The organism is Sphaerisporangium melleum (assembly GCF_014646695.1).
Taxonomy (GTDB): domain Bacteria; phylum Actinomycetota; class Actinomycetes; order Streptosporangiales; family Streptosporangiaceae; genus Sphaerisporangium; species Sphaerisporangium melleum.
Window position 1 is genome coordinate 26,850 of sequence record NZ_BMNT01000015.1, and the last position, 25,886, is coordinate 52,735.

A 25,886-nucleotide genomic window follows, 5' to 3' on the forward strand; every position below is an offset into this window, starting at 1 on the left:
GTTCTCGTAGTTCAGGTCCGGCTGGTGATGGAAGAACCGGTGCCAGTAGTACTGGCCGCGCACCGGGTCGTAGGTCCAGTTGGACTCCTCGGCGCCGACGAAGATGATCGGCGCGTCCGCGTAGCGCGTGGGGTCGTCGGACCAGACGTAGAAGTCGCCGTAGGGGCCGGTCGGGTCGTGCCGGGACGCCTGGAACCACGGGTGCTTGTCGCTGGTGTGGTTCATCACCAGGTCGGTGATGATCCGGATGCCCCGCTTGTGCGCCTCCTCGATCAGCTCCACGAAGTCGGCCAGGTCGCCGAACTCCCGGAGGATCTTCATGTAGTCGGCGATGTCGTACCCGCCGTCTTTGAGGGGCGACTCGTACAGCGGCAGTAGCCAAAGACAGTCGACGCCGAGCCACTGCAGGTAGTCGAGCTTCTCGATCAGACCGCGCAGGTCGCCGGTGCCGTCACCGTTGGAATCGCGGAAGCCGCGGACCAGCACCTCGTAGAAGACCGCCCGCTTGTACCACCGGGGGTCGGATGAGATGAAGTCCTCGGAAACCGATTCCGGGCAGGGTGAAGCGCTCATAGGTATCGCTCGCATCAAGGGAAGTAGGGCAATACGAACAAAGGGGGGTCGACGCCGACGGTGCCGTCATCCCCCGGCTCCCGCCCGACGCCGTCACCGAAGGGGTGGCTCGGTGTTCAGCGTGTTTCGGCGCTGTTTCGCGGAAGACTAGCAGGCGGTTAGGGTCCGCTGGAGACGATCAGTGAACGTCACACAGCGTGCTAACCACGTAATCGGCCGCACTCTCCGCAATGTACGCGTATTCCACCCGGCATCGCGGGTGTCTCCGCTGGTGGCACGCGGTTTTCGCCGGACTTGGTGAATCGGTTCACAATGTCCCGGCCCAGGGAGGTGTGATGTCGTTCAGTTTATCGGCGTAGTCGGTCAGCCAGGAACCGAAAAGCACCAATCCGCGCAGCCAGAACCGGGAGTTCCACGTCCCGAATCCGGTCAGCGCGTCCGGACCCGCGGCGACCACGTCGAGCATCCGCTCCGACAGCAGGCCCGGCACCGTCGCGGTCTTCACCAGCATGCGGTGGTTCCACTCCCGCGCGGCCGGCCCGTTCGAGCGCAACGGCACCCGCCGGTGCGGCAGCGCGCCGTTGGTGGACGGCAGCGCCGCGACACGCGGGTCGGCCGCGCGCAGGATCTCCCGGTAGAACCGCCCGCCCTCCTTGCGGTCCACCGGCACCGACAGCGCGGCGTCGAAGAACTCCGGGTGCAGGAAGGGGAAGACCGGGGTGGCCTCCGGGCCGACCAGGTTCACCGGGGAACGGGCGATGCCGCGCGCCGTACGGGTGTGCAGCACGCTGAGCGGCAGCTCCGAACGGTGGCCGCGCAGCATGGACGTCGCCTGGGTGAAGGCCGTCTCCACCCGGTCGTCCACGAAGGCGAGCGCCCGCTCCGACAGCACGGGCAGGTGCGGCTCGCCGGTCGCCAGCGCGGCCAGCAGCGCGGCCCGCCGATCGGTGGTGGTCCCCGCGCCCACGGCGTCCGCGGTGATCAGGAAGTTCTTCATCAGCGGGCCGCCCGCCAGCCCGTCCACCACGGCGCGGCCCGCCCCGTGCACCTCCCGCGCGAAGGGGGAGTACCACGCGTGGTGGCTGGTCAGGTACTCCAGCCTGCGGGCCGCCCAGCGCGCCTCCTCGGGATAGGCCGCCGCGTCTTGGCCGACGATGCGGTGCGGGATGCCGAGCGCGCGGGTGATGTACCGGGCGAAGTCGATGTCGTTGTCCAGCCCGTCGTCCGGGCTGGTCGTCCAGGACACCACGTCCATCTTGCGGGCCACCGCCACCGAGGCGAGCAGCCGCGAGTCGTACCCGCCGCTCACCGGCACCAGCAGCGGCCGGTCGTCGTACGGCTTGAGCGCCTCGTGCAGCAGCGCCACCATGTCCCGCCCGGTGACGCCCCGGTCGAACGGCTCCTCGCGCACCCAGCGCGGGGCCCGCCGGTCCACCGAGATCCGCCGGGTGGCGCGGGACCACACCAGCGCCGTCGAGCCGGGCAGCCGCTTGACCTGCCGGTAGGGGGTGTCCTCCAGCAGCGGATAGGTCAGCTTGAGTATCGCCGCCCAGGCGTCCCAGTTGACCTCGTACGGAGACCGGGCCAGCGCCAGCAGCGGCTCGATGTTCCCCGCGAAGTAGACCGCCTCGCCCTCCGGGCCGGTCTCGCTCAGGTAGTAGACGTCGATCAGCCCGAAGGCCCCGGTGTGCAGGCTCACCGCGGCCGGCTCGTCGATCAGGCCGGGCGCCTCGCAGGTCTCGGCCACCGCCCACCACGGCATGGCCCCCGCGGGCCGTGCCTCCGCCCACGCGAACCGCGCCTCGGCACCGGCCGGCCGGCCCTCGCCCTCGCTTCCGGGGGAGGAATCGGCGATTGCGGGCGGATTCTGACCGTCGGCCGGGGACCAGAACCCCGGGGAGGCGGCGTACGGAGCCAGCGGGGCCGAGCTCAGCAGCGCCGCGCCCGGCGCCCGGTACGCCTCGCGCACCTGCGGCCCCGCGCCGGCGAGCGCCGCCAGCCGCGCCGGATCGTAGGCTCCGATGGCACCGCAGACGTACGGCCGCGCGGCGTACCGCGGCCATGTTCCGTCGCGCACCCGACGTCCCCCCTCGACGATCTCGACGTCCTTGCCGGCACGTACGCGGTCGCCCGCCAGCACGTACGTGCCGAGTGTACGGACTTGTGGCGGTTCGAGAGGGCGGAGCGCGGTCTGCGACTATTCTTGGCTCGACCTCTGGGGACACGGTGATGGCATGAATGAAGAGTTGGAGAGCACCCGTCGGGCCCTCGAAGCGGCCGTGGCGGCGGCTTCGGGTGCGGCCGAGCTCACCCGTCTGCTGGCCGACTACCAGGAGCGGCTCGCCAGGGCCGCCGCCTCAGAGGCCGAGGCACTGACCCGCCTGCGCGAGGCCGAGGCGAAGCTCAAGACCACCGAGAGGCAGGTCACCCAGCTCGCCAAGAACCTCGCCGAACAGCGCTACCAGACCGAGGCCGCCCAGTGGCGGCTGGAGTCGGTGCAGGCCAGCCGGTGGTCCAAGCTCGGGGACGCCATCCACACCAAGAACCCCGGCCAGGTCGCCCGCACCCTGCGCGCCCCGATCAGCAAGCGCCCCGCCCCCAAGCGGTCCGACTTCAAGCCCGCCCCGCCGGCCGTCGAGGCGCCGCCGGTCCAGCCGGTCACGCCCCAGACGGCCGGGCCCGAGGTCTCCACCGCCATGGCCGAGGGCTTCGTCGTGCCCAAGGGCCCGCTGACCCGGCCGTACCTCACCGTCGCCGCCATCGTCGACCGGCAGTCGGAGGCCCTGTTCCGCTACGAGTGGCGGCAGGTCACCAACTTCGGCCCGGACAACTGGCAGGCCATGCTCGACCAGCACCGGCCCCACCTGCTGTTCGTCGAGTCGGTCCGCCCCGGGCCACGCCAGGGCAACGGCGGCCGGTGGCTGGAGGAACTGGCCGGCAACGCGCGCGGCCTGCGCGACCTGGTCGAGGAGTGCTCCCGCCGCGGCATCCGCACCGTCTTCTGGCACTCCGGCGGCCCGCTCTCCGCCGCCGTCCCGATGGCCTCCTACTTCGACCACGTCCTGGCCACCTCCGAGGCCAGGGCCCGTGAATGGCGGGCCGCGCTACGCCACGACCGCGTCGGCATCCTGCCGCACGCCGTGCAGCCGCGCGTCCACAACCGGATCCGCGCCGCCGGCGACCGGCACGGCGTGGGCCTGCTCGGCACCGCCCTGCAGGGCGACCTGCCCGCCGACGCCGGCTGGCGGCCGCTGATCACCGACGCGGCGACGTACGACGACCTGCTGACCACCTACCGCGAGGTCGAGATGGTGCTCGCCGGGCCGGACGCCGACGCGCGCACCGTCGAGGAGATCTCCGCCTGCGGCACGCCGATCATGCAGCTCACCGGCCCCGTCGACCAGGCGTCGCTGCCCCGGACGATGCAGGCCGTCCGCGACAACCTCGCCGCGGACGCCGAGTGCGCCGCCGAGGCCCACCTGGCCTGGCGGTCCACCGCATCGGTGACTCCGCTCCTGGACCCGCTCCTGGACACCGTGGGGCTGCCCTCGGTACGCAACGCCGGCACGATCACCGCCATCGCCGCCGTCACCGGCCCGGCCGAACTGGACCACCTGCTCGCCCAGCTCGCCGGGCAGTCCCGGCTCCCCGGCCAGCTCGTCATCGTCGCCGACGGCCTGGACGCGGCCGTCGTGGCCAAGGCCGCCCGCGACCGCCTGGCCGAAGTCCGCTCCAAGACCCCCGGAACCCTGCCCGCCGACCACCCGGCCCCCGGCACCATGACCGGCGGCCATCAGGCGCCCGAAACCAGGGCCGGCGGCCACGACCCGGCACCCGGCACTGTGGCGGACGGCCCGGCGGCGCCCGTCGCCGGCTCACCGTTCTTCGAGGACCTGATCGTTCGCCAGGCCGGGACCCCCCTGACCCGCGGCGCGGCCCTCGACCGCGCGCTGCGCCTGGCCGACGGCGACCTGGTCGCCGTCCTCGACCCCCGCGACCTGTACGGCGAGCACTACCTGGCCGACCTGGCCCGGTACTTCACCGCCGTGGACGCCGAGATCGTCGGCAAGGCGTCGTTCTACGCCCACATCACCGACACCGGCGCCACCGTGCTGCGCCAGCCGGGCGCCGACCACCGCTTCCTCCCCGAGGTCGCCGGCGGCACCCTGCTCGCCCGCCGCCCGGCTCTGGTGGAGCTCGGCATCGCGGACGTCTCAGAAGAGTGGGACGAGGTCCTGATGCGCCAGTGCCGCACCGACGGCGTCCGCGTCTACTCGGCCGACCGCTACTCCTACGTCTGCCGCCGCCCCGCCACCGAAGGCCGCCTCCTAGCCTCCGCCCACTTCGAAGGCTACGTCCACCCAACCCCCCTGGCCCTCATCTGAAGGGCCTCGCCTCCGCGCCCCGGGGGCGCTCCGGCTCGGACTGTATCCCCCAGGGGGCTTCCGCCCCCTTCGACCCCCGAAACCTCGGCAAGTCGTCCTTCAAGCGGTGAACTGGGACAGCCAGGCCGGCTCCGCCGCCGGTGAGTTGGCCTGGTTCTGGGATGACAGCCAAATACGGCTCAGGCAGCGTGCGCCTCGAACGCCACCGACCCCACGTCATGGCCGGCAGTGAGCCGCACGTCGGCGTTCAGTGCCGCTGCCAGGCGTCTCAGTAGCGCGATCGTCGGGGGCGTCCCACCCTCTTCGATGCACTCGATCGCGTCCTGGCTCATGCCTGCCCGCTGGGCCAACTGCTCCGTGCTGAGGCCCAGTTCAGTACGCCGGTCGTACAAGGCCTTGCCGAAGGCAAGTGCCTCACGGATCGCAACCCGTTCAGGATCTTCGGCCAGAGCCTCAGGACGCCCCCAGCGGGCGTGGTGACCCATCAGACCGGTCCTCCCCGCGTCTCAAGACCGCTGGCCTTAGGTGATCGAATCATCTCGCAGCGTAGTGGAAGTCAGAACGCGAGTTCAGCCCAGTCGATGACCATGGGGATGGGATTGGTGACTCTGGGAGCCTCGCCGAACTCGGACTCGTCCTTCATGAAGGTGCCGATGTGCTTGTAGAGCATCGCCGCTCGGTCCAGCCGGTAGCGCTCGATGATGGAGACGCCGGTCCGATCCAAGCGGACGATCCAATAATGCGGGATGCCGGCCTTGGCGTACTCGCCCAGCTTGTCGGTCGTGTCCTGCGTCTCGGACCCGGGGGACACGATCTCGACCACCAGCAGGGTGTTCTCGGCACGCAAGCGCTCACCCCGTTCCCGATCAAGACACCGGTAGAGGGCGATGTCGGGCCGCCGGTTCAGCAACGGCAGATCACGGAGGCGCAGGTCCACGTCGGTGTTCACGGTCAGGCATTCGTGCCCCGCGCCCATCGCCGCCTTCGCGTGACGTTCCAGCAGGTTCGCCAGCCTTCTGGCAGCCGTCTGATGGTCGGGTGTCGGTGCCGCGCAGTAGACCACGTAGCCGTCGACGATCTCGATGGCTCTGGCGATCTCTTCAGGGAGTGCGTCGTATTCCTCGCCGGTGACCCGCGCCGGTTGCGGGCGGATCGTGAGAAGCCAGCTCTCGTCTGGCAGGGCTGTCATCCGGCGTCTCCTCGTCACTGTCCGCACTTACGCTCCAAGCCTACGGGCCGGCGCCGAGGCCGCTGCGGTATGCGACCACTTCGGCGGCGTCGAATGTGCCGCGGCTGCTGTAGAGAAGCCACGGTGGCAGAGGGGATGTCCGGTGCTGGCGAACCGGCGCCGGGCACGGTGTGCCAGCGGAGGCCGGTGGCTCTGTGATGGTTCCGGTGCTGGTGATGCCGGTGGAGTCGCTCGCGGTCGCGCGCAGCGCTGATCTCAGCGGTCGTTGCTCTCATGATCGTTTGCAGTCGGCATGACGCCTTCTGGTGCAGGCCTGGAACGAGGGATGGAAATCTGGGCTGCGACTGTGGTCCTGGGCGGCCCGTCGGTCAGGGGCCATCGGGCCCAGATGGTCTTGCCTGGTCCGGTGGAGTGGGGGACGACGCCGAAGTCGTGGGCGAGGGCGGCGATGATCGGCAGCCCTCGGCCGTGTACCGCTTCCGTATTTGTAGGCAGCTGACGCGGCCGTCCCTCGCCGTGGTCGGTGACCCGTACGCAGAGATCTTCCGCCGCACCCCACAAGGACAGCCGGATCGGCGGGGCGCCGTGCCTGATCGCGTTGCTCAGCAGTTCTGCGACCACAAGGACGACATCGTCCGCGAGGTCGTCGAGTCCCCATGTGGTCAGCACCTCCTTCACCTGTTCCCGAGCTCCGCTCACTGCCGCCGGATCGTGCGCCACATCCCAACAGGCGGTACGAATACCGGACTTATCGCTCATGAAGTCTCCTTCAAGGGGGGGCGGGACGCGGACTGCCGCGCCGTGGCCAAGCGGATCGTGACGATCCGAATGCGGATCGTAATGACAGCTGTCAGGATGGCAGCATCGCGCGGACAGAAAAGCTTGGCAAGCCAAGCCAGACAGTTTGTCAAAACTAGTTGGTGACCCAACTGGGACGACCATGTATAGGAGGCGAAAGGTGCGCAACTCCAGTCCGCTTGCACAGCGCCGCAGGCTCGCGCAAGAGTTGCGTCGGCTACGAAGTGGTCATGGCATCAGCCTGGAGGAGGTCGCCCGGGAGTTGGAGTGCGACTCCTCTTGGTTGAGCCGTGTCGAAAGAGCTGAACGTGGCATCAGGCCCAAAGACGTCAAAAGCCTGCTCGACCTGTACCGGGTCACGGACAGTGCCCAGCGGGAGGAACTGCTCGAACTGTCTCGGCGGGCCGGCACCCGAGACTGGTGGCATCGTTTCCGCAAGGGGCTGAAACCGAAGTTCGAGGTCTATCTGGGCCTTGAAGCGGAAGCCTCGACGATCAGGAGTTACCAGACGCAGGTGGTGCCCGGGATACTGCAGACTCCCGATTACGCTCAGGCGGTGATCGCGGCCACCGACGTGGACGGAGTGGTCGACACCGAGCAGACGATCAAAGTTCGGCAGACGCGGCAGGAGATGCTCACCAAAGAGGGGCGTTCCGTCCAGCTCTTCGTGGTGCTGGACGAGGCCGTGCTCCTGCGCCAGGTCGGCAGCGAGCGTACGATGCGCGGCCAGCTTCGGCATCTGCTGGAGATGGCGCGGCTCCCGAACGTGGTCGTACAGGTGCTGCCGTTCGCGGCGGGAGCGCATGCGGCGATGGCTGGAGCATTCGACCTGCTGGAGTTCCCCGAGTCCGCAGAGTTGGGGGTGGCCTATGTCGAGCAAGCAACAAGTGGCCTTGTCCTCCAGTCTGAACGTGAGGTTCGCCGATATACCCTCATGTGGGGAAACATAGCGGGCAGGGCCTTGAGTCCACAGGACTCGGCGGACCTGATCGAGTCCTTGTCCTGTACGCAGACCTCGTGACCGGTCCCGGAGAGGAGGCGTGGGATGCCCCCGACATCGGACTCCCGTGCTGGGAGAAAGTCCACCTTCAGCACCGAGAACGGCAATTGTGTCGTAGTCGCCATGCAGCACGATCACGTGCTCGTATGGGATTCCAAGGACCCCGGCGGTCCGGCGTTACGCTTCACGCCGGGCGAATACGTGGCCTTCTGGCGGGGGGTGCTCAATCGCGAGTTCGATCCGCCTGCCGACTGGCTCGATGGGGCTCCTTCCCATGACGCCTCCGGCCGCGATGGTGAGCATCAACCCCTGCGCTGATCTAGGTGGGACGACGGAGAAACGCCGGGAGAGAGCAGCGTCTTGCGTACGGCGGGGCGAGCGTCGGCCCAAGGTTCACCAGTTGCTGAACAGCCGGTTGAACCGAAGGGCGCGAGCGACTGTGGTCAAGGGGGTGGCCGGCGCCGGCGAACCGGCGCCGGCCACAGTGGGTCAGCGGAGGCCGGTGGCTCGGGTGATGGTTTGGGTGATGGTGTTGCCGGCCGAGTCGGCCGCGGTCGCTCTCAGGGAGAGGAACGAGGCCTTCTTCGGGGCGGACAGGCGGTAGCGGCCGTCGTGGTCGCAGGTGGACCGGTGCCAGGTCTTGCCGTCGTCGTAGGACAGCTCCAGCGTGATCGGGCCGATGCGGCCCGCCCCGGCGGCGCGGGGTAGCGACGTGGCCGAGACGGTCAGGGTGGCGTTGCGTGCCGCCTTGCCCGCGTCGTCGGTCGCGATCCGGTAGTCGAGCTGGATCAGCGGGAGGACCGCCTGGGCGTCCTGCTCGGGCTCCTGTGAGGTGAACGTCCAGTCGGTGCGGGTGGTGGAGGAGTACGGGCTGAACGCCGCCTCCCGGGCGGTCTCCACGACCAGGCGGTAGGGCAGCCGGCCCGCGCCGGGGGCCGTCGCCCCGACGTTGGTGCCGGTGCTCTGTGCCAGCATCGTCTCGCCCTGGTAGAGGGTGGTGGTCTGGTGGGTGAGCTGGTAGTCCATCGACATGCCGACGTGGTCGGCGCCGCCGTGGCCGGGGACGTCCAGGCTCAGCCAGCTCCCGCTACGCGTCGGGAGCTTGAAGTTGTCGTTCAGGTGGGGGCGCTCGATCGGCTTGAACCACTCCTGTGACTGGGTGCTGCCGGGCCGGTAGGTCATGCGCGGCTCGATCTCGTAGATCAGCCCGTCCACGTAGGCCTCCTGCCCCCACGTGTTCTCGCCGATGGTGGAGACCCAGTCGACGCGCCGCCCGTTCACCGGTTCGCGCATGGTGAGGCCGATGCCCCAGTTGGAGTAGGCAGGCCAGTCGAAGCGGTACTCGCCGCCGCCCCGCGCGGGGTCCGGGCTGGCGAAGGTGACGTCCACGCGGGCGAGGTTCTTCGGGCCGCCCTGGACGACCAGGTCGGACGGGATCTTGTTGTGCCAGGTCCGCATGAGGTCGTAGACGTACGGGCTGACCGGCTGCGACTCGACGGTGAGCGTGCTCCGGCCGCCGCGCACCCGCTGGATGAGCTTCTCGCCCTCGTCGGTGCTGAGCAGCGCGACGTCGAGCGGAGCGGGGGTGGACCAGTCGATCCGGTAGGAGCGGAACCGCCGCCCCGGCTCGTCGTTCTGGACCAGCAGCAGTTTCGCGCCGGCCTGCGCCGCCGCGATCGCCTGGTCCACGTCGCTCACCGTGCCGTTGCGGCGGACGACGACGGCCTTGCCGCGCGCGTCGAGCCCGGCGTAGTCGGTGCTCGCGCCGTCGCCGGCGAAGACGGCGGGCAGCTTGTAGCGGCCCGCGGGCAGCGGGGTGATCCCGTCCTGCCGCAGCACGTCGGTGAAGTCGGTGTTGCCCGTGGAGACGCTCAGCTCGGGGAGTTCCTTGCGCCAGCGCGCGGCGAGGTAGAAGTCGCCGTGGGTGACCTTGTCCGTCGTGGGCTCGGCCCAGAGGCTGTCGTAGCTGGTCTGGACCTCCATGTAGTCGCGCCAGGACCGGCCGCCCATCGAGCGGAAGTACTCCAGGCGCTGGTAGGTCACCTCGGACTTCTGCGGGGTCGTCATGTCCACCCGGCGGAGCTTCGCCGGGTCAAGGGTGACCGTGGTGTCGCGGTCCATGGTGACCTCGGGGTCGCCGAGCAGTGCCATGCCCTGCGAGTTCGGGCCGTGTACGCCTTCCACCATGCGCCAGGACAGCACCGAGTACACGTCGCGGGGCAGGTATCCCGCACCGGTGCCGGAGTCGTCGATGAGCCAGAACTCGGGGAAGTCCTCGCCGGACCTGAGGACCTGGACGACACCGTGCGCCGGCCTGCCCTGCGCGTCCTTGAGGACCACGGTCAGCTTGTGCGCCACGTCACCCAGCGACACGGCGGTGTGCGCCGCGGCGTTCCCGTCCGGGCCGGTCGCCACGATCTGCCCGCTGTAGCGGCCCTGACCGTTCACCCGGGACCCGTCGATCGTGACGGTGACCTCGGCGGTGCCGTGCGCGGGCACGTCGATCCGGCCGGCCGACAGCCGGAACGTGCCTTCGGGGGCGTCCGGCGCCTCGACGGCCAGGGTGAGGGTGACCGGGGAGCCGGTGGTGTTGGTGTAGGTCACCGGGCGCTGGACGGCGCCGCCCGCCTCGACCTGCCCGGCGGAGGCGGTCGCCGTGGCGAAGACGCCCGCGCGCGCGGCGGCGGCCACGTCGAGTCTGCCGCTGCCGCCCTGGAAGGCGTCGTACGACGGGGTGCGCAGGGAGGTGCTGGTCAGCAGGTCCTTGAGCCGGTCACCGGTCAGTTCCGGGTGGGCGGCGGCCAGCAGGGCCGCCGCGCCCGCCACGTGCGGGGTGGCCATGGAGGTGCCGCTGAGCGTCTGGTACGCGCCCTCGCCCTCGGGGGCGTACTGCGAGCGCGCCGCGAGGACGTCCACGCCGGGCGCGGTGATCTCGGGCTTGAGGGCGCCGTCGCCGACCCGCGGGCCCTGGCTGGAGAAGTACGCCAGCGAGTCGGTGGAGTCGACCGCGCCCACGGTGAGCGCCGCGTCCGCCGCTCCGGGGCCGCTGATGCTGTTGGGGGCGCCGGTGTTGCCCGCGGCGACGACGAAGAGCGCGCCGGTCTGGGCGCTGAGGCGGTCCACCGCCGCGCTCAGCGGGTCGCTGCCGTCGGACGGTACGCCCGAGCCGAGGCTCATGTTGATCACCTTGGCGTGCTGGTCGACCGCGGCCCATTCCATGCCGGCGAGCACCCAGGAGTCCATCCCGCTGCCGCCGTCGGACAGCACCTTGCCGATGTGCAGTTCGGCGCCGGGCGCCACGCCCTTCTCCCGGCCCGCCGAGGCGGCGCCGGTGCCGGCGATGGTGGAGGCGACGTGGGTGCCGTGCCCGTTGCGGTCGGTCACGTCCTGCTCGGGCACGAAGCTGCGGGTGGCGGCGATGCGGCCGGCCAGGTCCGGGTGCTCGGTGTCCGCGCCGGTGTCCAGCACGGCGACGTCCACGCCCTGCCCGGTGTCGCCGCCCGCCCACACCTCGGGGGCGCCGATCTGGGCGGTGGTGTCGGCGAGGTCGGCCCGCACGGTGCCGTCCAGCCAGATGCGCGCGATGCCGCCGCCGAACGCGGGTGCCGCGCCGGCGCCGGACCGGCCGGTGGGGGCGGGGGCGCCGGCGGTGACGGCGTTCCAGAAGTCGGCAGGCCGGGCGCGGTCCTGGGAGATCGCGGCGCCCTGGACGCTCGGCAGGTCGCGTACGCGGGTGGTGCCCGGCGGCGGGCCGCTCGGGCGCAGTCCGGAGGCCTTGTCGGTGTAGGAGACGATCAGCGGCAGCCGGTCGCGGCGCGTGTCGTCGTACCCGTCGGCGACCAGGTCGCTGATGTCGAACAGCCGCCGGTCCAGGATGCCCTTGGCCACGTAGGGGAGGACGGACTCGGGGTAGACGTACAGGTCGCCGCCCGCCTCCATGATGCGTGCCTGGGCGGGCGCGCCGCCGGGGCCGTGGACGGCGACCGTGCCGCCGGTCCGTCCCGAGCCGGTGGTCTGGCGGGTGGTGACGACGTCCCCGGTGATCAGCGTGACCGAGTGGGTGCCCGGCGGCACGCCGACCGGCGTGGCCTGGGCCTGACCGGAAGAAGCGGAGGCGGGGGAACGCGGGGTGTCCGGCGAAGCGGTGGCCGGGCTCGCCAGGGCGAGGACCACGGCGCCGGCGATCACCGGCACGCTCCAGCGGGTAGGTGCTTGTCTCAAGGGAGTCCCTGCAATTGATCAACAGTGCAGGGGTAATTGTTGCTTCAAGTGGCGCAACGCAACATATGTGATTAATGCCGGGTTTATCTCGTTTTGGCGTCTCGTCTCACCTGAAGGCATCCCTCTCAGAAGGGGGAACGAGGTGTCGGCCGATCACTCGGAAGGCAGGAGGTAGCGCCAGGAGAGGGCGTAGGTGCGGGCGTGACGGTCCCGATGCAGAGGCCAGGCGCCGCCCTGGCCCGAGGTGGGCCGGATGAGACGGACCGCAGCGTCGGCCTGGGCGCCGGAGAGGTCCTCGGTCACGATGGGCCCGGTGGCCGTGGCCGGGGGCTCCGGGACGGAGGCGGGCCAGGGGCGTCCCTCCTGACCGGGCCGGACCTGGGCGATCAGGCGCACGCGGTGGGCGGTGTACGGCGTGCCGGCGCGGGTGGCGCGGTCGGCGAGGGCGGTCATCGCGTCGAGCGCGTGGTACAGGGGACTGGGGTAGGCGTGCTCCGACCGGGTCTCCTGGAGGGCGTACGCGGTGACCGATCGCATGGCGCCGCCGGTGGAGCGGACGCTGAGCACGGTGGTGGTGGCGTCGAAGACGCGCGGGCCGGCGGTGGGGGAGGGTGTCGCGGGCCCGTCGGCCAGGTCGCGGCGCAGGGTGCCTACCAGGGTCGTCACCTCGGCTCGGGGCAGGGTGAGCCGGCGCGCCGCGTCGGCCACCACCAGCCCGTCCTCGTAGACCGCCAGGCGCGGTGGCCTGATCCCCTTGCGCGACGTGGCGGCCAGCCCGCCGTACGACTCCCACTGCGCCACCAGACGGGTGGGAGGCGGGGTGCCGTCCGTGGTGGCGGTGCCCTCGGCGCTGCCGCCCAGGCAGCCCGCGAGGGCCATGACCAGCGACGCGATGGTCAGCGTGTGGGGCGGACGTCTCATCGTGACTCCTCCTTCACTGCTCCGGCCCGGCGGATGGCACAGGGGACCGACCTCCCAGGTGAATGTTCTCGCGCCGGACGCGGAGGCGGGTGCCGACGCGCCGTCGCCGTGACCGGACATCCCCCGTGCCCCGCCGTCCAACCGGAACGCGGATGCCGTCCGTTGACATGTGACCAATGGGTCACATAAGTTGAAGTCGTGACGGACGACGACCGCGTGTTCAAGGCGCTCGCCGACCCGACCCGTCGCTTCCTGCTCGACCTGCTCTTCGCGCGTGACGGCCGCACGCTCACCGAGCTGGAGTCCGAGCTGGAGATGACCCGCTTCGGCGTGATGAAGCACCTGAAGGTGCTCGAAGAGGCAGGGCTCGTCGTCACGCGGCGGTCGGGCCGGGAGAAGCTCCACTTCCTCAACCCGGTGCCGATCCGGTTGATCCACGACCGGTGGATCGACAAGTACACCGAGCGTCAGGTGACGGCGCTCGTGGACCTCAAGGCAGAGTTGGAGAGCGAATCATGACCGTTGCGCAGCTGGCCACCACGGTGACCACCCAGGTCTACCGCGTCTATATCAAGGCGACTCCCGAGCGCATCTGGGACGCGATCACCAAGCCCGAATGGACCGCCCGGTACGGCTACACCGGTCTGGCCGACTATGACCTGCGCCCGGGCGGCGCGTACAAGGTCCGGCCCACCGACCAGTTCAGGGCGGAGGCCGCCGCCAAGGGGCACGAACTGCCGGACGTGGTCATCGAGGGCGAGGTGCTGGAGGCCGACCCGCCGCGCAAGCTCGTCACGACCTTCCACATGCTCATGGACCCGCAGATCGCCGCCGAAGGCACCACCGTGATCACTCACGAGATCAAGGAGCTTCCGGACGGGGTCTGCTCCCTGACCCTCACCCATGAGCTGGAGGGTGCGCCCACGCTCGCCCTGATCGTGGGCGGCCGGCTGGAGGACCAGGGCGCGGGCGGGGGCCACGCCTGGGTGCTCAGCGACCTCAAGACCCTCCTGGAGACCGGCAAGACCTTCGCGGAGTAACGGCCCGGAGCGCCGGGCCGCCCCGATCGCTCCCGGAGAGCCGACTTGCCGCCGTGGGTCCCGTACCGGTACGGGACCCACGGCGGGCGGTGCCGGAACTTCCGTGCACGGCCCGTGGTCGCTGAGGAGCGAACACCGGCCGGCCCTGATCACGTGCACCCCTCAGGCGCGCCCGGTCATGGACTGGAGCAGGTGAGGGCCGGGGTGGCCTGGGTGCCGTTGGCGGTGAAGCCGAAGTCGGTGCTGCCGCCGGCCGCGATGGAGCCGTTGTAGCTCTCGTTGCCGACGATCACCTGGGCGCCGGAGCCGGAACGGACGCCGTTCCACAGGCTCGTGACGCTCTGCGAGCCCGGCCATGTCCAGCGGACCGTCCAGCCGCTCACCGGCGCGCCGGTGGAGCGGACGGTGACCGACGCCTGGAAGCCGCCGCTCCATGAGTTGGTCACCTGCATCGTCGCCGCGCACACTCCGTTCGGTGTCGGTGTCGGTGTCGGTGTCGGTGTCGGCGTGGGCGTGGGCGTGGGCGTCGGCGTCGGCGTCGGTGTCGGCGTGGGCGTGGGCGTCGGGGTGGGCGTGGGTGTGGGTGTCGGAGTGGGAGTGGAGTCGGACACGAAGTGGCTCTCCGGGGGGCCGAGATAGCTCTCGGCCAGGCCACCGGTGTTGACCACCAGCTTCTGCACCACCACGGTGGGGTCGACCATCCAGAACTTCACCGTGTGCACGCCGGGCGTGGACACCGTGAAGGTGGTGGACGTCCGGTTCACCGCGTCCGCGGTGTTGAGCGACCAGCCCGCGTTCATGGCGATGTCGTCCGAGCCGGTGGCCGTGGTGATGTTCACCGTCTTCGGCGCCTGGTCGTCGATGGACACCGCGTACCGCACGCCGCTGCCGGGCAGGACGTTGTTCCTCGGCGACAGGTAGGCCCAGACCGTGTACGTGCCCGTCGAGGTGGTGTTGATCCGGTACTCCAGCCGCGGGGCGCTCCCGCCCGGTGTCTGGCTCGCCGACGTGGGCGGCCAGGGGGTCATGCCGGAGCCGGTGCGGCCGATGCCGGGGATGCGCAGCCACGAGACGGCGCCGGTGCCGGCGGCCGCGGTGTGGTGGTCGGCCTCCATCGACACGTAGCCGTTGGCCTCCACGAATCCGCGCAGCGGGGACGGCAGGCCGGTCGGGTTCTGCACCGGAGCCTGGACGGTGACGGTGCGGCCGGCCCCGGTGACGGTGATCGGCACCTGGGTCGTGCCCTGGGGTGCCCGCGACCAGTCGACGCGGACGGTGGCGCGTACCTGCTTGGCCACCGTGCCGCTGGACGGGGTCACCGTCATCCAGGGCACCGACGGGCTGATCTGGTAGGTGAACGAGGTCGCGCCCCGGTTGAAGAGCTCGATGTACTGCGCCGGTTGGGTCTGGTACGGGCTGAAGGCCGGCAGCACCGCCTGGGCGGTGGAGTTCGGCCACCAACTGGACGACCCGGAGATGGCGACCCCCATCTGGGCGGCGCTCGGCACGGTGACGCGTTGCACCGGCGGGTAGATCTGGTCGGGCGCCGGTGGCTCCTGCCAGCTCGCGTCAGCGTACCGAGCACTGTCGCCGTAGCCGAACTTGGTCTGGGTCTGCCAGCCCCGCCACTTACCGCCGGCGAGGGTGTTGTTGTAGTAGTTCGACATCGCCACGTCGTCGGCCAGCCGTGCCTCGGCCGCCGCGGCCTGGTCGTTGGCGGCCGCCCGTCCCTGCGACGCGTAGCGCCGGCTGAGGAACTCCGCCTGCCGCAGGGCGTACAGGTTCGCGGTCGCCTTCACCGGATACAGCACGAGCTGGTAGTAGGCGTCCTGGTCGGCGGCGGGAAGGGTGGCCCGGACCTGTTCGGCCCGCGTCGCCAGTTGCTGCCACTCGGTGGTGACCCCTTCGAGTTCGGCGTAGTTGTCGAGGCTGAAGGGGCTGCTGGTGTTGTCGGTGCTGATCGCCCCATTGGCGGCGCGGGTGAACTTGCGGTTGGTCGACTCGGGCTTGCGGCGCGACTGGAGCACGCTGTAGGTGTGTAGTACCTCGGCGACCGCGGGCGCGGCCGTGGTGCCGAAGTTCTGCTCCGCGTACCGCCGCGTCCATTCGTCGATGCCGTCCGCCGTGATCGCGTCCGGGTTCCAGGCGTAGTCGAGGAAGAACTGCGTCGGCGCCTCCTCGTTCTTCAGGTCGCCGACGTTGACCACCCACAGCCGGTCCACGCCGTAGCGGTAGGCGGTGCTCAGCTGCTCCCAGGTGTTGGCCAGATTGACGGTGTCGGCCCACTTGTAGTTGCGGCTCGCGCCCACGTAGTCGAAGTGGTAGTACATGCCGTAGCCGCCGCTGCGCGGGGGCAGCGCCCGGTCCGGCAGCTTGCGCATGTTGCCCCAGTTGTCGTCGGCGAACACGACGGTGACGTCGTCCGGCGCCCGCAGACCCTGGTCCCAGTAGCGCTGGACCTCCTTGTACAGCGTCCACACCTGCGGGATCTGGGTGATCGGCTTGCCACCCTCCTCGGTGAGGATCTGCCGCTGCGCGGAGATGATCTGTTGCATCAACTGGACGCCGTCGCCGTCGGGCAGGCTGGTGTCCCCGTTGCCGCGCATACCCAGGGTGACCACGCCCTCGAAGTCCTGCTGCCGCATGCGCCGGATGCCGTCGCGCCAGTACGCTCGGACGGCGGCGCCGTTGCGGACGTAGCTCCACTCGCCCGTGCCGCCGTAGGCGGTCGTGTGCCTGTTCCACTCCTCGATGCCGCGCATCATCGGCGCCTCGTGCGAGGTGCCCATCACCACGCCGTATCGCTTGGCGGTGGCATGGTTGTCCGGGTCGTCCTCGGCGAAGGCGCGGCCCCACACCGCCGGCCACAGGTAGTTGGCCTTGAGCCGCAGCATGACCTCGAAGACCTTCGCGTAGTACGCGGAGGTCAGGCCCCCGGGGTAACCGGAGGCCTTGCCGGGCCCGAACTGGTTGCGGGCCCAGGTGCCGGTCGCGGGGTTCTCGTCGTTGATGAAGAAGCCGCGGTACTTCACCGCCGGAGTGCCCTGGGTGTGCGCGCCGGGCCGGACGTACACGGCGCTGTGCCGGCGGGCGGGGACGTCGTCCCACCAGTACCAGGGGGAGACGCCGATCCGGCGGGACACGTCGTATATCCCATAGATGGTCCCGCGCTGGTCGCTGCCGGCGATCACCAGCGCCCTGCCGATTCCCGGCGCGGGGTTGTCGACCACCTGCTGCAGAGAGGTCTCCCATTTGCCGCGGATGCCGGTGACATCCAGCTTGCCGGTGGAGACCAGCCCGTCGATGAGCGCGCTGTGGCCGATGGTGCCGATCAGTACGGCGTCGCCGGACGACGGGACGGTACCGGAGACGGCCGGCTGGACGCCGGTGACCCGCTGGACGTCGTCGCGGAAGTCGTTGACGGTCCGGGTGACGCCCGGGAAGTCATCGCCGCCTACCACCAGCGGGGCCGCCCGGCCTGCCGCGGCGAGGGTGAACCCGCCGTCGACCGGTTCGAACGAGATGTACTCCCCGGCATCGGCTGCGGAAGCCGGCCGGACGGGTAGGGCGACAGCGGCCGGCGGTGCCGCGACCGAGAGGAGCGCGATGACCAGGACCACGGATCGCAAGCGCGTCACCGCGTGCCATGGGCGGCGGCCGGGCGGTCGGCCGCCGCTGCGCATGTGAGCGCTAACAACAGCAGGCATGTGAACGCTCCTCAGGGCGCACCGTCTTGCTGGGACGTCGCATCGACCTCTCCTGGGGTGGGGCGGGCGGGCGTCCAGAAGTTATCCGCGGCCATCGCGCCTCACAATATTTTTCCGGCCTCGGTCCTTTCCGCCGCCACGACCAGGCGAATCGCTTCTCCACAAGCGATCCCACCCTGAAATTTTCAGTTCTCTCACGACCCAAAGTGCGAAAAACGATGATCCGGCCGTTGTTCTCGTTCCGCGCGGGCCCGGCCGATCGCGAGTCTCCGAAAGAAGGGGGGTTCTCGGTCATCGAGATCAACTCCGCGCCGCACGTGGAGCACGAGGTCCCGGCGTGGCCCACGCCTCGGTCTGAAGGTGATGCGAGCGCCGTAGCCTGAGGCCTGACGACCACTCGGGCAGGAGGTGACGGTGAAGGCGTTGCGGGACGTTCTCGGGGCGCCGCCGGTGCCCGATGGGTCGTGGGAGCGCGAGGCGGTGTACGTGTCGCCGGCGGCGCTGCGGCTCGGGCGGCTGAAGGGACGAGAGGGCGCGCCGGTCCTGGAGGTGGCCGAGGGGCTGGCGGCGCGGGTGCGTGCCGTCCCGGGCGTGCGGGCGGTGCGCGTACGGCCGCCCGGCTTCCTGGTGATCGAGGTGGCCGTCCCCGGTGAGATCGTCCGGGAGATCCTCGCCGAGACCGCCGTCGGCCCGCGGCCCGCCCTGCCTTCCGAGCGGGTGGCGATCGGTCCGGACGACGCCGGACCGGCCGTCCGGGGGAGCTCCGTGTGGGCGGACGCGCCGCGGACGTGGGGTAATCCCGGGTTCGTGGTGCGGTACGCCTATGTGCGGGCCGGGTGGGTCCAGCGGTGGGCGCGCGATCTCGGTATGACCGCGGTCTCCGGGGATGGGAGCGGCGCGCGGGCGACCAGGGTGTCGAGGGATCAGTGGGGCGACCCGGGAGGGCCGGGGGAAGGCGGGGGGTTCCGGCCCGAGTTGCTCGGCGACCCGCGTGACCGAGCCGTGCTGCGGGTGCTGGCCGAGCTGCCGAGCAGGCGGGCGGAGCGGGACCCCGCGCGGGGGCGGCGACCGGGAGGCGGCCGCGAAGAGCCGGGGCGGGGCGCCGGCTGGGTGGCGTACCTGGAGCGGCTGGCCGAGACGTACCACGACGCCTTCGAGCACGCACCGGCCCTGCCGAAAGGGGGCGAGGAGCCCACCGCCACTCATGTCGCCCGCCTGTGGATGGCACAGGCGGTGCGGAAGGTCCTAGGGGAGGGCTTGACGGGACTCGGGGTGGCCCCTCCCGCGAAAATCTGACCAAATGCGGCGAATGTCGGGAAGTGGTACGCCGCGCCGGGGTCCTGTGGAGAATATCTTCCTTATCGCCGTCTCGCCAGGTGGGCACAGGGCGCGGGCGGATCACAGGGTCGGATAGCCTCGTTCGGGTGAGTCGATTCGCCCATCCCGCCGGTGACCGGCACGCCGAAGTGCTGCCCGAGGAGCGCCCTCCTCACGCGCCCACCGACCTCAACACGCTCCTTCCCACCATCTGGCCGCGAACGTCCGGCCGGGTGGACGGCGCCGTCACCATCGCCGGCGTGGACGTTCGCGACCTGGCCCGCGAGTACGGCACGCCGCTGTACGTCGTGGACGAGGACGACTTCCGCTCGCGGTGCCGCGACTACAAGGCGGCCTTCCAGGGCGACGAGGTCTACTACGCGGGCAAGGCGTTCCTGTGCAAGGAGGTCGCCCGCTGGGTCGACCAGGAGGGCCTGGGGCTGGACGTCTGCAGCGGCGGCGAGCTGGCCGTGGCGCTCAGCGTCGGTTTCCCGCCCGAGCGCATCGCCCTGCACGGCAACAACAAGTCCTACGCCGAGCTCGAGCGGGCGATGCGCGCCGGGGTGGGGCACATCGTGGTCGACTCCTTCGAGGAGATCGCCCGGGTCGGCTACCTCGCCGAGCGGCTCGGCGTGCGGCCCAAGATCCAGATCCGGGTCACCACCGGCGTCGAGGCGCACACCCACGAGTTCATCGCCACCGCCCACGACGACCAGAAGTTCGGCCTGTCGCTGAACAGCGGGGCCGCGGCCGAGGCCGTGCGCCGGGTGCTGGCGCTGCCGCAGCTGGAGCTGGTCGGCCTGCACTCCCACATCGGCTCGCAGATCTTCGACACCGCCGGCTTCGAGGTGGCCGCCCGGCGGCTCGCCGTGCTGCTGACCCAGATCAAGGAGGAGCACGGCATCGTGCTCCCCGAGCTCGACCTCGGCGGCGGGTACGGCATCGCGTACGTGGACGGCGACGACGCGCCCGACATCAAGGTCATCGCCGACAGCCTCCGCATGATCGTCAGCCGGGTCTGCGAGGACGCCGGCCTGCCCGTCCCCCGGCTGACCGTCGAGCCCGGCCGCGCCATCGCCGGGCCGGGCGGCGTGACGATCTACGAGGTCGGCACGGTCAAGGACGTCGAAGGGCTGCGGTCCTACGTCAGCGTCGACGGCGGCATGAGCGACAACCTGCGCACGGCGCTGTACGGCGCGGAGTACACCTGCGTGCTGGCCTCGCGGTCCAGCGACGCGCGGCCCGCGCTGTCGCGCGTGGTCGGCAAGCACTGCGAGAGCGGCGACATCGTCGTGCGCGACGTGTGGCTGCCGGAGGACCTCACCGCGGGCGACCTGCTCGCCGTGCCCGCGACCGGGGCGTACTGCCGGTCGCTCGCGCACAACTACAACTACCTTCTCAAGCCCGCGGTGGTGGCGGTCAAGAACGGCGCGGCACGGGTGATCATGCACAGGGAGACCGAGGAAGACCTGCTGAGGGGGCAAGTATGAATCCGGTCGGGCCCGAAGGGCAGCGGGAGCCGCACGCCGCGGCCGGTGGCGGCGAAGCGCAGGAGGGCGAGGGCAGGCGGGGCAGGCACGAGCGGCCCGGCGAGGCGCCGGCGTCCGCGCCGCTGAAGGTCGCCCTGCTCGGCTGCGGCGTCGTCGGCTCCCAGGTCGTGCGGCTGATGCACGAGCAGGCGGACGACCTCGCCGCCCGGGTCGGCGCCCCGCTGCGGCTCGCCGGGGTCGCCGTCCGGCGCCCGGGGCGCAAACGCGACGGAGACGTCGACCCCGCCCTGATCACCACCGACGCCGAGGCCCTGGTCACCCGGGACGACATCGACATCGTCATCGAGGTGATCGGCGGCATCGAGCCGGCCCGCTCGCTCATGCTGGCCGCCATGGCCGGCGGCAAGTCCGTCGTCACGGCCAACAAGGCCCTGCTCGCCGAGGACGGCGCCACCGTCCACGGCGCCGCCAAGGCGGGCGGCGTCGACCTGTACTACGAGGCCAGCGTGGCCGGGGCCATCCCGCTGCTGCGCCCGCTGCGCGAGTCGCTGGCCGGCGACCGGGTGCACCGCGTGCTCGGCATCGTCAACGGCACCACCAACTACATCCTCGACAAGATGGACTCCACCGGAGCCTCGTTCACCGACGCGCTGGAGGAGGCCCAGGCGCTCGGGTACGCCGAGGCCGACCCGACGGCCGACGTCGAGGGCTTCGACGCCGCCGCCAAGGCCGCCATCCTCGCCGAGCTGGCCTTCCACAGCCGGGTGACCGCCGCGGACGTCCACCGCCAGGGCATCACCGAGATCACCGCGACCGACGTGGCCAGCGCGAAGGCCATGGGGTACGTCATCAAACTGCTGGCGATCTGCGCCCGCTCCGAGGACGGCCGCTCGGTCGGCGTCCGCGTGCACCCCGCGATGATCCCGCGCAGCCACCCGCTGGCCGGGGTCCGCGAGGCGTACAACGCGGTCTTCGTCGAGGCCGAGTCCGCCGGGCAGCTCATGTTCTACGGCAAGGGCGCGGGCGGGGCCCCGACGGCCTCGGCGGTGCTCGGCGACCTGGTCGCCGTCGCGCGCAACCGCCTCGCCGGCACCCGCGGCCCCCAGGCGTCCACCTACGCCGACCTGGCCGTCCACCCGATGGGCGAGACGGTCACCCGCTACCACGTCTCGCTGGACGTCGCCGACAAGCCGGGCGTGCTCGCCACCGTCGCCGAGATGTTCGCCAAGCATGACGTCTCCATCCAGACCGTGCGCCAGGAGGGCCATGGGGACGACGCCCAGCTCGTCCTGGTCTCGCACCGGGCGAGCGACGCCGCGCTCTCCGCAACCATCGAGGGGCTGCGCGAGCTCGACATCGTCAGAGGCGTGACGAGCGTGATGCGCGTCGAGGGCGACGACATCCGCTGACCTCGCCGGGCCCCTTTCGCGACGTCCGCCCGCGCTCGCGGACCCCGGGACGACCCGGCCTGGCCTTCCGGGGCCGGCCGGGTGTCCGTCCCCGGCCGCGCCATGTCGAGGCGAGCCCCGGCCCGGCAGACCGAGGAGCGTCCGGAGCGGGCAAGCCTGGCGCCCGGCCTGAGCTTCGGAGGCCAGGGGGTCCGAGCCGCGATGGCTGAGGCGGGTCCGTCCGGCCCTGCGCCGCCGGGGTGCCTCAGCCTGGTGTCCCGCGGTACGTTCCGCTCTCGTGAGTCACGAAGTGTTCCCCGCGCCACCCCGGCGGGGCCGGTGATGAAAGGTGAGGCGTTGGCAGAGGGCGACCCGACACCGCTCGGCTACGTGCGCACTCCGTCGGCCGGCGCGGCCGAGCTGTCCTTCCAGGACGGCCGGCCGCTGCCGGCCGGGCAGGAGGCACGGCTCCCGCTCACCGCGGCCGACATCGTGCCCCTGCGCGGGTACGCCGGGCTGCGCGTCCGCTGGCCGGCCGGCCCCGAGGGCGTGCTGGAGACGATCCTCGCCCTGGCCGCGGCCGGGGTGCCCGTTCACGGCGGCGACGCCCCGGGCTGGCTCCAGGACGCCGATCCCGGCCTCGCCCGGCTGCTCGCCTCCTGGGAGCCCGGTCCTGGCGACCCGTCCGTGCGCTCGGTGAGCGACCTGCGCAGGGAGGAGCACAGCGTACGGCTGCGCCGCCACGCCTTCCGCCGCGCCACGGCCACTGCGCCGGTCCTTACCGGGAACGGCGGAGCCCTCGGCGCCGGCACGACCGCGGGCTCCGCGCTGAGGGACACCGGAGCCGGAGGACTCGGCGCCACGGCGAGCGGTGCCGCCCCGACGCCCAAGGTGAGCGTCGTGATGTCCAGCAGGCGCCCCACTCTGCTCGGGTCGGCGCTCGCCCAGATCGCCCGCCAGCGCCACGTCGAGGTGGAGGTCCTGCTCGGCCTGCACGGTGTCCCCGCCGCCCACCCGGACGTGCGCCGCGCCGTCGAGGCGTTCCCGCTGCCGCTCACCGTGGTCGAGGCGGACGCCGCCACGCCGTTCGGCCGGGTCCTGCACGACGTGGCGGCCCGGGCGAGCGGCGACGACATCGCCAAATGGGACGACGACGACTGGTACTCCCCCGAGCACCTCGCCGATCTGCTGATGGCCCGCGCCTACAGCGGGGCCGACATCGTGGGCACCGCCGCGGAGTTCTTCTACCTGGAGCCGCTGAACACGACGGTCCGCCGCACCGACTACACCAGCGAGGTCTGGTCCGACCACGTGGCCGGCGGTACGATCCTGCTCGCTCGGGAGACATACCAGCACATCGGCGGCTTCGAGGGGGTGGAGCGGGGGGTGGACGCCCAGCTCCTCAAGACCGCCCACACCGCCGGAGCCCGCATCTACCGCACCCACGGCCTCGGCTACGTCCTGCGCCGCACGCTCGCCGCCGGTCACACCTGGCAACTGCCCCTGGCGCACTTCCTGCGCGTCTCGGCGAACCAATGGCGAGGTTTCCGGCCGAGTCGCATTCTGGAGACCGCGTGATCCAGCACACCCCACCCCACGGCTCCCCGCCGCCGGACCCCGCCACGCCCGGCCCTACGGGCTCCGGCTCCGCGACGTCCGGGACCGTGCCTGCCTCTGCGGAGGCCGCGCTGTCGACCATGTCCGCGGGGCGTGCAGAAGGCGAGGAAGATCCGTTGCGTTCCACGGGCGGTGGCGGGGTGGCGCGTCCAGGAGCGGCGCGGGTGCGCGGCAACGACCACACCGTGCTCGACCCGCCCGCCCTCGGCGCGTGGACGCCCAGGCTGCGGGTGAGCATCGTCGTGCCGGCCTACAACGGTCAGGACAAGCTCGACCTGGTCCTCGCCGGGCTGGCCGCCCAGACCTACCCCGCCGGCCTGACCGAGGTCATCGTGGTGGACAACGGCAGCGTCCCGCCGCTGCGGCTGCCCGAGATCCGCCCGCCCGCCACCCGCCTGATCGTCTGTGACACGCCGGGGCGGGCGGACGCCCGCAACGCCGGCCTGGCCGCCGCCACCGGCGACGTCGTCCACTGGCTGGACTCCGACGTCGTCCCCGACCGGCACGAGGTCGAGGCGCACATGCGGTGGCACCACCTGGCCCCATACCTGGTCGTGACCAGCTACCTGCGGTTCACCACCGCCCCGCTGCCCACGCCCGGGGCCGTCGCCGCCACCGGCGACCTGGCGGCGATCTTCGAGCCGGCCGAGCCGCACGAGTGGCTGGTCGACCTCGTCCAACGGAGCAACGGGCTCACCGACGCGCCGAGCCGCGCCTTCAGCCTGCACGTCGGCGGAGCCACCTCGGTCGGCCGCCGGCTGTTCGATGAGGCCGGCCCGATGGACGATGAGCTGGTCCTCGGGCAGGACACCGAGATGGGGTACCGCCTGGCGCAGGCCGGCGCGGTGTTCGTCCCCGAGCCGCTCGCCCGCGGCTACCACCTCGGCCCGTCCATGCGGATGCGCGACAAGCAGCCGATCGACCGGGTCAGCCACGCGCTCATCGGCGACCGCATCCCGCAGTACCGCTGGCTCCGCACCCACCCCGCCCGGCAGTGGAAGGTCCCCTACCTGGAGGTCGTGATCGAGGCCGCCGGGTACGAGGACACCCGCGCCACCGTCGACGCCGTCCTGGCCGGCACGCTTCCGGACCTGTCGGTGCTGCTCACCGGCCCGTGGGACACCCTCGTGCCCGAACGGCGCGCCCCGCTCACCGATCCCTTCCTGGACCTCGTGCTGATCCGGGGACACTACGCGCACGAGAGCCGCGTCCGCTTCGCCGCGCCCTCGGCGCCCGCCGCCGAGCGGGTGGCGCCGTTCCGGCTGCGCCTCCCCGCCGGATGGGTGCCGGGGGAGGACACCCTGGCCGCACTGCTCGACCTGGCGGTCGAAGGCGGGCACGGGCTGGTGGGGGTCCTGCTCGATGAGACGCCCGAGGGCTTGGTCGCCGCCCGCCTGGAGCGCCGGGCGGCGTTCGCCCGCGCCGCTCTCCTGCTCGAAGGGGAACGGCAGGCGGACCTTGTGGACGACCTTGTGGACGAGGTCTACGGCGCGCTCTGGACGGACGGCGAGACGCTCGGCTTCGTGCCCGCGGCTCAGGCGGTCCCCGTGAAGGGACGGCGAACGGCCTACCGTGCCCGGGTCGAGACCGAGGCCGAGCTCGCCAAGCTGACCAAGGAGGTCGAGCGGCTGCGCGGCCAGGTCGGCAAGTGGCGCGAGGAGGCGGGACGCTGGCGCAAGAGCGCTGTCGACCTGCGGCGGGAGGTCGGCGAGCTGCGCCGCGAGGCCGGCGGCCTGCGGCGGGAGCTGACCCGGCTCAAGGCCGGACGCCTGCGCACCATGATCAAGCGGATCTCCGTCCGGCGCACCGCGCCCGCTCCCAGCGAGCCGCTGACCGCCGCGCCGCAGGCCGCTTCCGGTGATCCGGCGAGCTCCACGCCACCGGGTCCGGCCGGCCACGCGGCCAGTGCCGTCCCGCCGAGCGGCGAGCCTCCGGCCGGCACCACGACCGGTCCCCGGTAGAACCGGCGGCGTCCCAGGGCCGTCCCTGCCTCGGCCGGCCGGTGCCGTGGTGCGCCCGCCGGCCGGTGGCGGCGGAGCATGCGCCGACGGGGAGGCGGGTGCGGAGGGACGCGATGGGCGCGCTCACGGAATCGGTGCGGGCCCGAAGGCGGCGGTCTCGGGCCCGGTGTCGTACGGTCTCAGGTCCGGTGCGTGGTGGTCGCCCTGCGGCTCCGTGTCCGGTGTGGTGCGGAGCGGTATCAGGGTCCGGTGTGGCGGTCGGGTGGTGCGGTTCCCGGG

At 71.6% G+C, this 25,886-nt stretch carries 18 protein-coding genes; 10 read left to right on the top strand and 8 right to left on the bottom strand.

Translation table 11 applies throughout. The annotated features are described in order from the left end of the window. Together IEY93_RS38140 and IEY93_RS14805 are read right to left on the bottom strand one after the other, a co-directional pair. On the bottom strand, positions 1-573 hold a 573-nt coding region (locus IEY93_RS38140; protein ID WP_268241555.1), incomplete at its 3' end, for an alpha-amylase family glycosyl hydrolase. A gap of 307 nt (positions 574-880) precedes the next feature. Beyond that, positions 881-2,713 carry an asparagine synthetase B family protein gene (locus tag IEY93_RS14805; protein ID WP_229691138.1) on the bottom strand — a complete coding sequence of 611 codons (1,833 nt, stop codon included), beginning with the start codon at positions 2,711-2,713 and terminating at the stop codon, positions 881-883. Between the two features lie 94 nt (positions 2,714-2,807). On the opposite strand from IEY93_RS14805, the gene IEY93_RS14810 reads away from it, so the two are divergent. Further along, positions 2,808-4,958: a glycosyltransferase family protein gene (locus IEY93_RS14810; RefSeq protein WP_189163636.1), complete on the top strand. Its 2,151-nt coding sequence runs from the start codon at positions 2,808-2,810 to the stop codon at positions 4,956-4,958. A gap of 179 nt (positions 4,959-5,137) precedes the next feature. Here the strand turns inward: IEY93_RS14810 and IEY93_RS14815 are convergent, their stop codons facing one another. The 3 genes from IEY93_RS14815 to IEY93_RS14825 all read right to left on the bottom strand — a co-directional run bounded on the left by IEY93_RS14815 (position 5,138) and on the right by IEY93_RS14825 (position 6,906). Further along, positions 5,138-5,443, bottom strand: coding sequence for a helix-turn-helix domain-containing protein (locus tag IEY93_RS14815; RefSeq protein WP_189163637.1), 306 nt, complete (start codon positions 5,441-5,443; stop codon positions 5,138-5,140). A 71-nt stretch (positions 5,444-5,514) separates the two neighbouring features. Then, positions 5,515-6,147, bottom strand: a complete 633-nt coding sequence (locus IEY93_RS14820) for a Uma2 family endonuclease (RefSeq protein ID WP_189163638.1) — start codon at positions 6,145-6,147, stop codon at positions 5,515-5,517. Positions 6,148-6,402: 255 nt separating this feature from the next. Further along, entirely contained in the window at positions 6,403-6,906 is a 504-nt protein-coding gene (locus IEY93_RS14825) for an ATP-binding protein (RefSeq protein ID WP_189163639.1), read from the bottom strand. Positions 6,907-7,105: 199 nt separating this feature from the next. Between IEY93_RS14825 and IEY93_RS14830 the strand changes: the two genes are divergently transcribed. Together IEY93_RS14830 and IEY93_RS14835 are read left to right on the top strand one after the other, a co-directional pair. Continuing rightward, positions 7,106-7,966, top strand: coding sequence for a helix-turn-helix domain-containing protein (locus tag IEY93_RS14830; RefSeq protein WP_229691139.1), 861 nt, complete (start codon positions 7,106-7,108; stop codon positions 7,964-7,966). 24 nt (positions 7,967-7,990) lie between these two features. Then, positions 7,991-8,263 carry a DUF397 domain-containing protein gene (locus IEY93_RS14835; RefSeq protein WP_189163641.1) on the top strand — a complete coding sequence of 91 codons (273 nt, stop codon included), beginning with the start codon at positions 7,991-7,993 and terminating at the stop codon, positions 8,261-8,263. Between the two features lie 171 nt (positions 8,264-8,434). Here IEY93_RS14835 and IEY93_RS14840 read toward each other — a convergent pair whose 3' ends face one another. Continuing rightward, positions 8,435-12,166 (bottom strand): S8 family serine peptidase, encoded by a 3,732-nt coding sequence (locus IEY93_RS14840; protein ID WP_203968500.1) that lies wholly within the window; start codon positions 12,164-12,166, stop codon positions 8,435-8,437. Positions 12,167-12,319: 153 nt separating this feature from the next. Beyond that, complete coding sequence (locus tag IEY93_RS14845) at positions 12,320-13,087, bottom strand: hypothetical protein (protein WP_189163642.1); 768 nt, start codon at positions 13,085-13,087, stop codon at positions 12,320-12,322. Between the two features lie 198 nt (positions 13,088-13,285). Here IEY93_RS14845 and IEY93_RS14850 point away from each other — a divergent pair, with 198 nt between their 5' ends. Beyond that, positions 13,286-13,606, top strand: a complete 321-nt coding sequence (locus IEY93_RS14850; protein ID WP_189163643.1) for an ArsR/SmtB family transcription factor — start codon at positions 13,286-13,288, stop codon at positions 13,604-13,606. After that, a complete protein-coding gene (locus tag IEY93_RS14855) occupies positions 13,603-14,127 on the top strand; it encodes an SRPBCC domain-containing protein (RefSeq protein ID WP_189163644.1) in 525 nt (174 codons plus the stop codon). The genes IEY93_RS14850 and IEY93_RS14855 overlap by 4 nt, the downstream gene beginning before the upstream one ends. A 176-nt stretch (positions 14,128-14,303) precedes the next feature. Here IEY93_RS14855 and IEY93_RS14860 read toward each other — a convergent pair whose 3' ends face one another. Beyond that, a complete protein-coding gene (locus IEY93_RS14860; RefSeq protein ID WP_229691156.1) occupies positions 14,304-17,747 on the bottom strand; it encodes a glycosyl hydrolase 115 family protein in 3,444 nt (1,147 codons plus the stop codon). Between the two features lie 501 nt (positions 17,748-18,248). Between IEY93_RS14860 and IEY93_RS14865 the strand changes: the two genes are divergently transcribed. The 5 genes from IEY93_RS14865 (at position 18,249) to IEY93_RS14885 (ending at position 25,607) form a co-directional block, all read left to right on the top strand. Next, complete coding sequence (locus tag IEY93_RS14865) at positions 18,249-19,130, top strand: DALR anticodon-binding domain-containing protein (protein ID WP_229691140.1); 882 nt, start codon at positions 18,249-18,251, stop codon at positions 19,128-19,130. A 128-nt stretch (positions 19,131-19,258) separates the two neighbouring features. After that, positions 19,259-20,641, top strand: coding sequence for a diaminopimelate decarboxylase (gene lysA / locus IEY93_RS14870; protein ID WP_189163647.1), 1,383 nt, complete (start codon positions 19,259-19,261; stop codon positions 20,639-20,641). Next, a complete protein-coding gene (locus IEY93_RS14875; protein ID WP_268241556.1) occupies positions 20,638-22,050 on the top strand; it encodes a homoserine dehydrogenase in 1,413 nt (470 codons plus the stop codon). Before lysA ends, IEY93_RS14875 begins: the two co-directional genes overlap by 4 nt. A 336-nt stretch (positions 22,051-22,386) precedes the next feature. Further along, complete coding sequence (locus tag IEY93_RS14880; protein WP_189163648.1) at positions 22,387-23,607, top strand: family 2 glycosyl transferase; 1,221 nt, start codon at positions 22,387-22,389, stop codon at positions 23,605-23,607. A gap of 155 nt (positions 23,608-23,762) precedes the next feature. After that, positions 23,763-25,607: a glycosyltransferase family 2 protein gene (locus IEY93_RS14885; protein ID WP_229691141.1), complete on the top strand. Its 1,845-nt coding sequence runs from the start codon at positions 23,763-23,765 to the stop codon at positions 25,605-25,607. Positions 25,608-25,886: the final 279 nt, after the last annotated feature.